Here is a 13,081-nt window from a genome sequence, read left to right as displayed (position 1 = left end):
CGCGCACCATGTGTGGCATCGTCGGTATTGTCGGCAACCAGAACGTCGCCGGGCAGCTGTATGACGGCCTGACCGTCCTGCAGCATCGTGGGCAGGACGCCGCAGGCATCGCCACCGCAGACGGCACGCGCCTGCGCGTGCAAAAGGCCAACGGGCTGGTGCGCGATGTCTTCGACGAAAAGAAGATGGCGGTGCTGGAAGGCCGTGTTGGCATCGCGCATTGCCGCTATCCGACCGCAGGCTCGGAAGGCATGGACGAAGCGCAGCCGTTCTACGTCAACTCGCCCTACGGCATCGCGCTGGCGCACAACGGCAACCTGATCAACACCGAGGCCTTGCGCCAGCAGGTGTTCGAGGCCGACCGCCGCAACATCAACACCGATTCGGACAGCGAAGTGCTGCTGAACGTGTTCGCCTACGAGCTGGACGCGCAGCGCATGCTCACCCCCGAGGCGGCGATCCGCGCGGTGGCCGGCGTGCACCGCCGCTGCAAGGGCGGCTACGCGGTGGTTAGCGTGGTGCTGGGCCTGGGACTGGTGGCCTTCCGCGACCCGCACGGCATCCGTCCGCTGGTGCTGGGCAAGCGCGAGCACGCCGAAGGCACCGAATACATCGTCTCCTCCGAATCGGCCGCGCTGGACATCCTCGGCTACCAGCGTGTGCGCGACCTGCGCCCCGGCGAGGCGATGGTGATCACCGCGCGCGGTGAGCTGTTTTCGGAAGTCTGCGCCGCGCCGACCGTCAACGCGCCGTGCATCTTCGAGTATGTGTACTTCGCGCGCCCGGATTCGATGATCGACAACATCTCGGTGCACAAGGCGCGCATGCGCATGGGCCTGAAGCTGGGCGAGAAGATCCTGCGGCTGCGCCCGGATCACGATATCGACACCATCATTCCGATCCCGGACACCTCGCGCGATGTGGCGCTGGAGATGTCCAACGTGCTTGGGGTGAAGTACCGCGAGGGCTTCGTCAAGAATCGCTACGTGGGCCGGACCTTCATCATGCCGGGGCAGGGCGAGCGGCAGAAATCGGTGCGTCGCAAGCTCAATCCGATCCACCTGGAATTCCGCAACCGCGTGGTGCTGCTGGTCGACGATTCGATCGTGCGCGGCACCACCAGCCGGCAGATCGTGCAGATGGCGCGCGACGCCGGTGCACGCAAGGTGTATCTGGCCTCGGCCGCGCCGCCGGTGCGTTACCCCAATATCTACGGCATCGACATGCCGGCGGCCGAAGAGCTGATCGCGCATGGCCGCAGCGAGCTGGAAATCCAGGAATTCCTCGGCTGCGACTGGCTGATCTACCAGGATCTGGAAGACCTGGAAGTGGCGGTGCGCGAAGGCAACCCGGACATCCAGCAGTTCGATTCCTCGTGCTTCAACGGCGAATACATCACCGGCATCGAGCCGGGCTATTTCGAACGCATCCAGCAGCTGCGCTCGGACGATGCCAAGAAGCGTCGCCGCGCGTAAGGGTCTGCGCTAGCGCTGCAGGCCGGCGCTCCCCAGGCATGGCATGGCGTCCCTGTGCCATGCCGACCGGCTGCGTGGTGATCGCGCCAGCTGGCTGCAGCCGGGCGCGACATGGCGTGCGCTGCGGTGGTGCGGCAGTGTCGCCAGCCGCTGTGGATGTGCGCAGACCGAACCTGCGATGGCGGCGTCGGGGTAGCGATCGCGCTGCAGCGTGAAGCGCCAACTGCCGGTGTTGTCGGCCCTGCGGTTTATCGCAAAGACGGAGTGATGGACACGATGGATCTTCTGCAAGCCGCACATGCCTGCCTGCAGGCGGCCGATCCGCTGGAGAAGGTCGCATTGACGCAGCGGCATGCGGCCGCGTTCCGCGCCGGCAGCTTGCCGCTGCCATCGCCGCAGGCAGCGCCACCGCAGCCGATCCGCATGCCGGGCCGGCCTGCCAGGCCGGTGCTGGTGCATCCGCGGCAGGTGCCGCGGCGTGGGCTGGGCAGCCTGGAAGGGCGCGCCGCCTTTATCCACGCCATCGCGCATATCGAGCTCAATGCCATCGATCTGGCCTGGGATGCGGTGTATCGCTTCCGTGGGCTGCCGGAGGCGTTCTATGCCGACTGGGTTGGTGTGGCCGATGACGAATCGCGCCACTTCATGCTGCTGCGCGCGCGGTTGCACGCACATGACCACGACTACGGCGACTTCGCTGCGCACAACGGCCTGTGGGAAATGTGCGAGAAAACCGCGCACGACGGCCTGGCGCGCATGGCGCTGGTGCCGCGCGTGCTGGAAGCGCGCGGGCTGGATGTGACGCCGGCGATGATCGTCAAACTGCGTTCGCTCGGCGATACCGCCACTGCCGAGGTGCTGGACACCATCCTGCGCGAGGAAGTGGCGCACGTGGCGGCCGGCTCGCGCTGGTACCGCTGGTATTGCGCGCAGGCCGGCATCGAGCCGCGCGCGCGCTTCAAGGCGCTGCTGCATGAGTACGCCGGCGGTTACCTGCACGGGCCGTTCAATCTGCAGGCGCGGCTGCTTGCCGGCTTCGACGAGGACGAACTGGCCGATCTGGTGGAGCAGGCCGGCTGAGCAGCCGGTGGTGGGAGGCGTGGGCCGTAGTTGCACGCTTGCTCGAGCGCCGTAGGCGGGCAGATCGAATCGGCCAGTACCGTTGCCGCGCTGCTGAAACGTGCCCGCCGTGTCGTGCATGCAGCACCGGGCGCACTGCGTGCGGAACGCGCGCAACGCGCCGCATCAGTGCGTGCCGCCACCGGTCGCCCCCGGCAGTCACGCGGACTCGATGTCGCCGGATGCCGCAGGCGACGTGCGTCGCAATGCGCCTTCGACTGCCGGACTGTGCGCTGGGTCCTTCCATGCAGCCGCCGGAATCGCATCCATTCAACGGTAGACATCACAAAAACGTAATTTTCTTTTGTAACAACTTGCAATCCGGACGGCACGGCGCGCCTTAATGGCGTCCCGGGGGCAGGGGCCCGGTGTTTCACATCCGTTACTTCCATGTCTAAGGAGAGAGAGACGATGAAGTCGAAGTCGATGTGCACCACGGTGGGTCTGATCGCCATGTGCCTGGCCGGTTCGGCCGCCGCTGCCGGCAAGCCGCTGTATCAATCGGGCCCGGCGTTGAGCCGCAGCGCGGCCGCCACCGCCACTGCCGAACCCTCGTTGCAGCGCCTGCTCAGCGCACCGTCCACGGCCAACGCGCAGGTGGTCCAGCTCGACGCCGGTGCGGTCACCGCCTCGGAAAAGCTGCTGGAGCTGCAGTTGGACGGCCAGACCATCACCGCCACCCAGGCCAAGGTCGATGCCCTGGAAGGCGGCGATAGCGTGTGGTACGGCAACCTCGGCCCGCGCGCCGGGACCCGCGCACGCACGCTGTCTGGGGTGGATCCGCTGAACTCGGCCATCCTGGTGCGCAGCGGCGATACCGTCACCGGCACCATCCGCTACGCCGGCAAGCTGTATCGGCTGCGCCCGCTCGCCGATGGCCGCCACGTCCTGGTGCAGGTGGAGGAAAGCCGCTTGCCGCAGGAGCACCCGGCCGAATACAGCCTGTTGCCGAAGATCGACATGCCCAGCGACGGGCGCGTCACCGCGGCCGCCGCATCGTCGGGCAGCCCGGCGACCATCCGCGTGCTGGTGGTGGCGACCAATCAGGCGGTGACCGCCTACGGCGGCAACATGCAGTCGCTGGTGCAACTGGCAGTGGCCGAGGCCAACCAGGGCTACATCAACAGCAATGTCGGCATCACCCTGCAACTGGCGCGTTACGAGACCACCAGCTACAGCGAAACCGGCAATTTCACCACCGACCTGCAGCGCTTCCGCGTGACCAACGATGGTTACATGGACAGCATCCACACCAGCCGCAACACCTACACCGCCGATGTGGGCGTGATCGTGTTGAACAACAGCAGCTACTGCGGCCTGGCATCGGGGATCGGCTCTACCGCCGCGACCGCGTTCGCCTCGGTGTACTGGGATTGCGCCACCGGCTATTACAGTTTCGCGCATGAAATCGGCCATCTGCAGAGCGCCCGTCATGACGCCACCAACGACCCGAGCACCTCGCCGTACGCCTACGGGCATGGTTATCGCTACGGCAACAGCTGGCGCACCATCATGGCCTACGACTGCAGCAGCGGCTGCCCGCGCCTGAACTACTGGTCCAACCCCAACATCAGCTACAACGGCGTGCCGATGGGCAATGCCAGCACCGCCGACAATCAGCGCGTGCTGGTCAATACCAAGGCCACCATCGCCGGCTTCCGCTGAGGACCACGCGTCGCGTTCCGCTGTCGGCCCGGCACCGCAGGTGCCGGGCCTTTGCAGCTACACGCAGGCGCAGTGATCGCGCAGACTAGAGGCACTGCCGGTTGTCGCCGGCGTGTCCTGCGGAGCGGAGCACCCATGTCCAAGTCCCTGCGTTACGCGGCGCTGTGCCTGGCCGCGCTGGCAGTTGCCGGCTGCAAACAGCAACCTGCCGACCCAGCCCCTGCGCCACCCACACCGGCCGTGTCCGCGCCGGCCGCGCCGACCGGCAACGATGCCCGCGCCCGTGCGCTGGATGTGCTGGAGACCCGGCTGCAGGCTGACCATTTCTATCCGGACAACTGCATCAGCATCGTCGACGAAGACGACGCTGAGCCTGCAGCGGATGCGTTCGACTTCGCAGTGCGCGAGCGGCATGGCAACGAGTGCCCCGGCGACCCGCAGACCAACCCGGTGCGCGATCGTTTCCGCGTGCAGGCCGATGGCACGGTGCTCTGGTACGACGTGGTCAACGCCGACTTCGTCGACTACGCCGAGCATGCGCGCAGCATGCAGTGATGCCTTGGGATGCTGCATGGACTGTGCTGCTGCGTAACAGCATCTGGCGCGATCGGGCTTACCGGCAGCGCGTCCAGCTGCGGTTCCTGCGCGGCTAGCAGCACGTCGAGCGTGCGCAGGCCAGATGTCGAAACCACAGCGCGCGCCTGCAGACGGAACGGCCGATGCCCATCGTATCTCGCCCGCACTGTGCTTCCGGGCGAGCGGCCTGCGCCCGCTGCGGCTGCTCGCTAGCTGCGGTCAGCTACGTCAAAGTGTCAGCTGCTCCAGTGAAACGCCGTCGGCATCCACATGCAGCACCGAGCCTTGTTCGTACCAGTCGCCCAGCACGATGCGGGTGCAGGTCTGGCCGCCGGCCTGCAGGGTATGGATCGCAGGGCGATGGGTATGGCCATGGATCAGACGGTCCAGGCCATACCGCACGAAGGTGGTTTCCACCTCGGCCGGGGTGACATCGGTGACGGTCTCGAAGCGCGACTGGTCGCCTTGCTTGAGTTCTGCATGACGCGCCTGGCTGGCAGCGCGTGCCTGCTGCGCGAAGGCGACCCGCGCGGCCAGCGGCTGCGCCAGGAACTGCGCCTGGAAGACCGGATCGCGCGTCTGTGCACGGAACGCCTGGTAGGCGGTGTCGTCGGTACACAGCAGGTCGCCATGCATCAGCAGGGTCGGGTGTCCGTACAAGTCGACCACCGTGGGATCGGGCAGGATGCGGAAGCCGGCGCGTTGCGCGTATGCCTCGCCCACCAGGAAGTCGCGATTGCCCGGCATGAAGAACACCGGCACGCCGCTATCGGCCACCGCATGCAGCGCCACGGCCACCGCATCGGCAGCGGTCGATGGCGTGTCATCGCCGATCCAGGCTTCGAACAGATCGCCGAGGATGTAGAGCGCGTCGCTGCCCGGCACCTGCGTGCGCAGGAAGTCCAGAAACAGCTCGGTGATCGCCGGCCGGGCCGGATCCAGGTGCAGGTCGGAAATGAACAGGGTCGTCATTGCGCCATTGTACGGCGGCAGCGCGGGACGGGAATCGGGAATGGAGAATCGGGGGTGGGGAATCGAGAATCGGGAATCGGGAATCGGTGGAGCGTTGCATCGCGGCGCGAGCGCCGGGTGAACGGCCGGCTGGGCGACGAGGGGCCTCGGCTTGGTCAGGCAAGCGCGGTGATGGCAGATATCACGCTTTAGCCGAGCAGTGCCGGCACTCCCCACAGCGACAGACTGGCCAGCACCACGCCGATCGCCGTGGCAGCCAGCACATCGCTGGGATAGTGCAGGCCCAGCACCACGCGCGACAGCGCCACGCCGGCCGAAAACGGCACTAGCACCGGTGCCAGCCACGGGTAGTAGGCCACCGCCACAATGCTGAAGGACACCGCGTGCAAGGTGTGGCCGGACGGAAAGCTGAACTCGTCCAGCGGTGCCACCCAGGCGCGGATACGCACGTCGGCCGCATATGGGCGCGGCCGACGCGTCCAGCGTTTGAGCGACTTGTACAAGCTCAGCGCGAGCACGCCGGTGGCGGCCATGTGCGCAGATGCACGCACGCCGTCCATGCCGTCGGCCAGCACCAGCAAACCCATCAGGCTGTACCAGAACACCCCATCGCCGAGCCGGCTGATGGTGGCGAATGCACGCCGCACCGGGTGGCGCCGGCACCAGTGATTGGCGCGCCGGCACCAGCGCGCTTCGTGACCGCGCAGGAGCTCAAGCCGCGTTGCCGACATAACGCCCCCGTGTCGCGGTGATGCCCATCAGCAAGGCCTCGAAGTCGGACACCACCGTGTCCGGATGCAGTTTCTTCATCGCCTGTGCGGCCGCAGCCCCCAGGCGCCGGCGCAGCGCATCGTCCTCGGTGAGTACGACGGCGGCCTGGATGAACGCCTCGTCGTTCTCCACAGCCGCACCGCTGTGGCCGTTGCGCAGATACTCGCGCGCGGCGCCGTAGTCGAAGGCGACCGTGGCCACACCGCTGGCCATTGCCTCCAGGGTCACGTTGCCGAAGGTCTCGCTGCGGCTGGGGAACAGGAACAGATCGCCGCTGGCGAAGTGGCGTGCCAACGCCGCGCCGCGCTGGACGCCGCAGAAGAGGAAGTCCGGATTTTCATGCGCGATCTTTTCGCGTGCCGGGCCATCGCCGACCCAGACGAAGCGCGCCTTCGGGCGGATCTGCTGCAACTTGCGGAAGGCGCGGATCGCCAACGGCAGATTCTTTTCATTGGCGATGCGTCCGACGTAGATCGCCGCGAAGCCTTCGCCTTCGATGCCCCATTCGGCACGCAGGGCCGGATCGCGCCGGGCCGGATCGAACTGCTGGCTGTCCACCGCGCGCGCCAGCAGTTGCACCCGCTCGAAGCCGCCGTCGCGCAGGAACTGCTGCAGCTCGCGCGTGGGCACCAGCGTGGCCTCGGCCTGATTATGGAAGCGGCGCATCCAGCGCAACGCGGTGCCCTGCAGCCAGGCGGCACCGTAGTCGGGCAGGTACTCGTCGAAACGCGTGTGGAAGCCGGTGGCGACCGGGATGCCCAGTCGGCGTGCCGCACGCATCGCCGACCAGCCCAAGGGGCCTTCCGTGGCCACATAGACCGCATCCGGTTGCGTGATCTGCCAATGACGCACGAGGCGTTGTGTTGCCGGTAGCCCGAATTTCAGTCCCGGATAGCGCGGCAGCGATGCACCGCGCACCAGCAGGGCCGTGGCCGCATCCGTATCGCCGCTCTGCCGTGGACGTACCACGTCCACCTGGTGTCCGCGTGCGCGCAGGCCGGTCTCCAGCCCGTGCACGGTCAGCGCAACACCGTTGACTTCGGGGGGATAGGTTTCGGTAACGATCGCGTAGCGCATGCCCGTTCTCCGGTTTTCGCTAGCTTCCGGGAGGGCGATGGCATGGATGTTGCGCCCACAAGTCGCGGCGGTGACAGTGGAGCCGGGAATGGGGAATGGGGAATGGGGAATGGGGAATCGCAAAGGCAGCGTGCTGCACTCGTTTAGCGCAATCGCCACCAGTCAGAACTTCTCAGAGCTCCGTGGTCGACTATTCCCGAATCCCCATTCCCGATTCCCGCCTGAGGCCGCAGGCCTCAGGTCACAAACGGTTTGAACGCAATCCCCAGCCCGGCCATGCTTTCGACTTCGCCGATCAGGTCGGCACGCAGCAGCGGGCGCGAGTCGATCCAGCTTTGCGACAGGATCAATGACAGGCGGGTGTCATCGGCGGTGAGTTCCAGGGTCGGAATCGGGTCGGATTCGTGCGCGCGATGCAGCAGCACCGCCAGCCGCAGCAGTGCGGCCTTGCGTCGGGTTGGCAGCAGCAACCGATCCGGCAGCGCATCGAACGCGGTCTTGGGCACATTGCGCCGATGCGTGCGCACCAGCGATGCCAGTACCTGCTGCTCCTGCCGCGAGAAACCGGCGATATCCGAGTGCTCCAGGATGTAGCTGCCGTGCACGTGATACTGGCTGTGCGCGATGATCAGCCCCAGCTCGTGCAGGCGGGCGGCGCGGCGCAACACCTGCGCGTCGTCGCCATCCAGCTGCCAGGATTCGCAGACCTGGTCGAACAGGCGGCAGGCCGTGGCCTCCACGCGCTGCGCCTGCACTTCGTCGATGCCGTAACGCTGCACCAGCGAGGCCACCGAGCTGTCGCGCGGGTCGTTTTCGCCGCCGCGTCCGAGCATGTCGTAGAGGATGCCTTCGCGCATCGCCGCCTTGCTGACCATCAGCTTTTCCAGCCCCAGGGCCTGGAACGCCGCTTCCAGCACCAGAATGCCGCCGGCGATGATCGGCCGACGTTCGGCAGCCAGGCCGGGCAACTGGATGTCCTCGATGCGCTTGGCCTTGAGCAGTTCGTCGCGCAGCGCCGGCAGCGCCTCGGCAGTGATCGCGCCCTTGGTGAGCTTCATCGCCGCACAGATCTCGCCGATGGCCTTGTGCGTGCCCGACGAGCCGATCGCCTCGTGCCAGCCCAGCGCCTTGTACTGATTGGCGAACTGCTGGAACTCGGCGCCGATCTCGGTCAGCGCATCCTTCCATTTCTTCTTCGACAGCTTGCCGCCGGGAAAGAAGCGCCGCGTGCTGGCGATGCAGCCGGCCTGCAGGGACTCGCGTTCCAGGGTCTGGAACCCGCGGCCGATGATGAACTCGGTCGAGCCGCCGCCGATATCGATCACCAGCCGGCGTTGATCGGGCTTGGGCGGTTGCGCATGCGCAACGCCGAGATAGATCAGGCGCGCTTCCTCGCGTCCGCTGACCACTTCGATCGCATGCCCGAGCGCGGTTTCGGCCGGCATCAGAAACGCCTGCGGCGAGCGCAGCTGGCGCACCGTGTTGGTGGCCAGCGCGCGCACGCGCAACGATGGTACTTCGCGGATACGCTGGCCGAAACGCGCCAGACATTCGAGCGCGCGCTGGCGCGCTTCGTTGGAGATGCCACCTTTGCCATCCAGGCCGTCGGCCATGCGCACGGTTTCGCGCAGGCGATCGACCACACGCAGCTGACCCATCAGGTAGCGCGCAATGACCATGTGGAAGCTGTTGGACCCTAAGTCGATGGCGGCAAGGAAATCGCCATCGCGCAGGGGCGGGATCGTGGGGGAGGGCATTGGCATGGGCGCATGGTAGCCGATGGGCCGTTGGCCCCGTGAGGGGCCGCGCCCGCGCCCCTTCAGATCCGCTCGAGCAAGGTCATCTGCGCCGAATGTGCCGGCTCGCCAGGGCCGGGGACGCGCTTGTGATAGACGCCTTCGGCATCCAGTTCCCAGGCGTTGACGTTGTCGTCCAGGTAGTTCTGCAGCACTTCGCGGTAGACGCGCTTGGCCAGATCCGGATCCAGGATCGGGAAGCAGGTCTCCACGCGGCGCAGCAGGTTGCGTTCCAGCCAGTCGGCGCTGGCGCAGTACAGCTCTGCCGCGCCATCGTTGCCGAACCAGTACACGCGGCTATGTTCCAGGAAGCGCCCCACGATCGAGCGCACGCGGATATTGTCGGAGACGCCGGGCACGCCCGGCCGCAGCGTGCACGCGCCGCGCACGATCAGGTCGATCTGCACACCGGCCTGCGAGGCGGTATACAGCGCGCGCACCACCTGCGGCTCGTTGAGGGCATTCATCTTGGCGATGATGCGGCCCGGGCGGCCGTTGCGGGCCAGCCGCGTTTCGCGCTCGATCCGCTTCAACACGCCGGCATGCAGGGTAAAGGGCGACTGCAGCAATTGCTCCAGTTTCATGCGCGGCGCGAGCCCGGACAATTGCTGGAACAGCATGTGCACATCGTTGCCGATTTCCACATCCGCCGTGATCAGGCTGATGTCGGTGTACAGGCGCGCGGTGCCGCTGTGGTAGTTGCCGGTGCCCAGGTGCACATAGCGTTTGAGCTTGCGTCCCTCGCGGCGCACGATCAGCAGCATCTTGGCGTGCGTCTTGAAGCCGACCACGCCGTACACCACCTGCACGCCGGCTTCCTGCAGCTTGTCGGCCAGGCCCAGGTTGGCCTCTTCGTCGAAGCGCGCGCGCAGCTCCACCACCACCGTGACGTCCTTGCCGTTGCGCGCAGCCAGGATCAGCGCATCGACGATCAACGAGTCCTTGCCGGTGCGGTACAGCGTCTGCTTGATCGCCAGCACGTTCGGGTCGACCGCGGCCTGACGGATCACGTCCAGTACCGCGGTGAACGCATCGAAGGGGTGGTGCAACAGCACATCGCCCTTGCTGACGATCTGGAAGATGCCGTCGGTGTCGCGCAAGGTGCGCGGATTGAACAACGGATATTTCAGTTCGGGGCGCTGCACCAGGTCGTAGACCTGGATGACGCGGCTCAGATTGACCGGCCCGACAATGCGATACACCGCGTTTTCGTTCAGGCCGAAGTTCTGCAGCAAGGTGCGCATGATCGGTGCCGGGCAGTCGTGCGCGATCTCCAGGCGCACCGCCGGGCGGTAGCCGCGCGTGACCAGTTCGTCGCGCAAGGCCAACGCCAGGTTCTCGACTTCTTCCTCGTCCACCACCAGTTCGGAGTTGCGGGTGACGCGGAACTGATACGAGCCCTTGACCTGCATGCCCGGGAACAGCTCGTCGACGAACTCGGACAGCACCGAGGACAGGAACACGAAGCTCTGCGCGCCCTCCGGCGACAGGCTCGCCGGCAGCTGGATGATGCGCGGCAACGACCGCGGCGCACGCACGATGGCCAGATGACCGGCGCGCCCGAATGCGTCCTGGCCCTCCAGCACCACCACGATGTTCAATGTCTTGTTGAGGATCTTGGGAAACGGATGCGCCGGGTCCAGACCCAGCGGCGACAGCACCGGCATGATCTCGTTGCGGAAGTAGGCCCGTAGCCAGCGTTTCTGACGCGAATTCCAGGTCGAGCGCCCAAGTACCGCCACGCCGGCCGTCTCCATCGCCGGGCGCAGCACCTCGTTCCACACGTGGTACTGCTGCTCGACCAGTTTGGCCGCGCGGTCGTGCACCGCGTTGAGGATGGCCGTCGGGCTTAACCCGTCCGGTGCCGGCGGCAGGCCGAATTCCTGCGCATGCCGCACGGTGGCCGCGCGGATTTCGAAGAACTCATCCAGATTGGTGCAGGAAATGCACAGGAAGCGCAGCCGTTCCAGCAACGGCACCTGGTCGTCCATCGCCTGTGCCAGCACCCGGAAGTTGAAGTCCAGCTGCGACAGTTCCCGGTTGATGTACAGCGACGGATCGCGCAGCGGATCGGTGGCGACGTCTTCGGAAGGGGTGATGTCGTGCAAGTGTTTGGCGTGGCCCATGGAATCGGTCATCAAGACGGAGATGGTGTGCGGCGTGACAGCGCGCCGGTCGCAGCGCAGGCAATGCAGCGCGTCCGGCGCGCGGGCATCGCACCGCGTTGCGGCGCGCACCCCTTACATATCACGCCGAACGTGACAGTGGCAGGGACTGATCGCGCTGTACGACGCGCGCAGCGACAAAATGACATGAGAATTCGCTGCCGCGTCCGACTTCGCTTTCGATTTCCAGGCGCGCCTGGTGCAGTCCCAGGATGTGCTTGACGATCGACAGCCCCAGCCCGGTGCCGCCGCTCTCGCGCGAGCGGCTGCTGGACACGCGATAAAAGCGCTCGGTGATGCGTGGCAGGTGCGAGGCGGGAATGCCGTAGCCGGTGTCGCGTACCGCCAGGGCTGCGCCATCGCCCTCGCGCACGAAGCGGATCGTCACCGTGCCACCGCCGGGCGTGTAGCGCACCGCATTGGTGACCAGGTTGGAGAAGGCGCTATGCAGTTCCTTGTTGGAGCCGAGCAGGTCCACGCCGGCCTCGTCCAGCACATGCACCGTGTGGCGACCCTGGCTGTGCGCTTCGGCCTCGCGACGCAGGGTTGACAGCATCGGCGCCATCGCCACGTGCTCCTCGCCGAGTTCTTCCTGCGATTCCAGCCGCGACAGCGTCAGCAGGTCCTCGACCAGCTGCGCCATGCGCTGCGACTGCTTGCGCATCTCGGCCAGCATCGGGCCGGCATCGGGAAAGTCTTCCGGGTCGAGCATGTCCAGGTAGCCATGCACCACCGTCAATGGCGTACGCAGTTCGTGCGAGACGTTGGCCACGAAGTCGCGGCGTACCTGCTCCAGCCGCAGCAGCTTGCTGACATCGCGCGCCACCAGCAGCCAGTAATCGTCGGAGTAGGGAATCAGGCGCAGGTTCAGGCGCAGGTCCGGATCCACCGGCGAGGCGGCGTCGAGCATGGGTTCGGCATTGCGGCCGGCCGCCAGCCAGTGCGCCAGCGGCAACGGCTGCAGCCGCTCCACCACCGACACGCCCATGTCGCCCGGATGATGCAGGCCGAGCAGTCCGCCCGCGGCCCGGTTGAACCACTGCACGCGCTGGCTGTTGCGATCCACCACCACCACCGCATCCGGCAGCGCCTGTGCGGCGGCGCGATAAGTTCGCAGCATTTCGATCAGGCGACGCTTGCGCCCGCGCATCTCGGCCTGGCTGCGATACAGCAGGCGGTCCAGTTCGTTCCAGGCCCCGATCCCGGCGGCGGGTTCGGCGCGCTGCCGGGCGGTCAGGCGACGCAGCACCTGGCGCAGCCGCCAGTAATGCCAGGCCAGCACGCCCAGGGCGGTCAGCGTCAGCGCCATCCACACATGCTCGATCAGCACGCCGACCAGCACGGCAGCGCCCAGCAACAGCGCGAGGGTGCCGAGCGTCTTGAGCCAGGCGGAACGGATATGTCGAGGCATGGAAGGCGTTACCACCGGGCGTCAGATGGGCGTGCGAGCCGGCTGGCCTGCGTG

The 13,081-nt window shown here is 66.7% G+C and carries 10 protein-coding genes; 4 read left to right on the top strand and 6 right to left on the bottom strand.

The genetic code is table 11. The features are described from left to right. Window positions 1–8 precede the first annotated feature (8 nt). The 4 genes from purF (at window position 9) to EO139_RS15995 (ending at window position 4,814) form a co-directional block, all read left to right on the top strand. On the top strand, window positions 9–1,475 hold the full coding sequence (gene purF / locus EO139_RS16010) for an amidophosphoribosyltransferase (protein WP_104582292.1): 1,467 nt from the start codon (window positions 9–11) through the stop codon (window positions 1,473–1,475). 267 nt (window positions 1,476–1,742) lie between these two features. Beyond that, the gene (locus EO139_RS16005; RefSeq protein WP_180496890.1) at window positions 1,743–2,555 is read left to right on the top strand and encodes a ferritin-like domain-containing protein; all 813 of its coding nucleotides are present in this window, start codon (window positions 1,743–1,745) and stop codon (window positions 2,553–2,555) included. 450 nt (window positions 2,556–3,005) lie between these two features. Next, complete coding sequence (locus EO139_RS16000; protein WP_104582293.1) at window positions 3,006–4,259, top strand: zinc-dependent metalloprotease; 1,254 nt, start codon at window positions 3,006–3,008, stop codon at window positions 4,257–4,259. Window positions 4,260–4,394: 135 nt separating this feature from the next. Further along, entirely contained in the window at window positions 4,395–4,814 is a 420-nt protein-coding gene (locus tag EO139_RS15995) for a hypothetical protein (protein ID WP_126971434.1), read from the top strand. Between the two features lie 249 nt (window positions 4,815–5,063). Here EO139_RS15995 and lpxH read toward each other — a convergent pair whose 3' ends face one another. The 6 genes from lpxH to phoR all read right to left on the bottom strand — a co-directional run bounded on the left by lpxH (window position 5,064) and on the right by phoR (window position 13,027). Then, window positions 5,064–5,807 carry a UDP-2,3-diacylglucosamine diphosphatase gene (gene lpxH / locus EO139_RS15990; protein WP_102583853.1) on the bottom strand — a complete coding sequence of 248 codons (744 nt, stop codon included), beginning with the start codon at window positions 5,805–5,807 and terminating at the stop codon, window positions 5,064–5,066. Window positions 5,808–5,995: 188 nt separating this feature from the next. Further along, window positions 5,996–6,538 (bottom strand): phosphatase PAP2 family protein, encoded by a 543-nt coding sequence (locus EO139_RS15980; protein ID WP_104582296.1) that lies wholly within the window; start codon window positions 6,536–6,538, stop codon window positions 5,996–5,998. Next, window positions 6,519–7,655 carry a glycosyltransferase family 1 protein gene (locus tag EO139_RS15975; RefSeq protein WP_126971432.1) on the bottom strand — a complete coding sequence of 379 codons (1,137 nt, stop codon included), beginning with the start codon at window positions 7,653–7,655 and terminating at the stop codon, window positions 6,519–6,521. The genes EO139_RS15980 and EO139_RS15975 overlap by 20 nt, the downstream gene beginning before the upstream one ends. Before the next feature lie 236 nt (window positions 7,656–7,891). After that, window positions 7,892–9,412, bottom strand: coding sequence for an exopolyphosphatase (gene ppx / locus EO139_RS15970; RefSeq protein ID WP_026064255.1), 1,521 nt, complete (start codon window positions 9,410–9,412; stop codon window positions 7,892–7,894). Window positions 9,413–9,474: 62 nt separating this feature from the next. Continuing rightward, window positions 9,475–11,577, bottom strand: coding sequence for a polyphosphate kinase 1 (gene ppk1 / locus EO139_RS15965; protein ID WP_104582478.1), 2,103 nt, complete (start codon window positions 11,575–11,577; stop codon window positions 9,475–9,477). A gap of 121 nt (window positions 11,578–11,698) precedes the next feature. Beyond that, window positions 11,699–13,027, bottom strand: coding sequence for a phosphate regulon sensor histidine kinase PhoR (gene phoR / locus EO139_RS15960; RefSeq protein ID WP_164739231.1), 1,329 nt, complete (start codon window positions 13,025–13,027; stop codon window positions 11,699–11,701). Between the last annotated feature and the right edge of the window lie 54 nt (window positions 13,028–13,081).

The organism is Xanthomonas sp. BRIP62411 (assembly GCF_003993525.1).
Classification (GTDB): Bacteria; Pseudomonadota; Gammaproteobacteria; order Xanthomonadales; family Xanthomonadaceae; genus Xanthomonas; species Xanthomonas euroxanthea.
The sequence above is the reverse complement of the archived record's forward strand: the minus strand, read 5'-3'. Positions and strand labels throughout refer to the sequence as shown.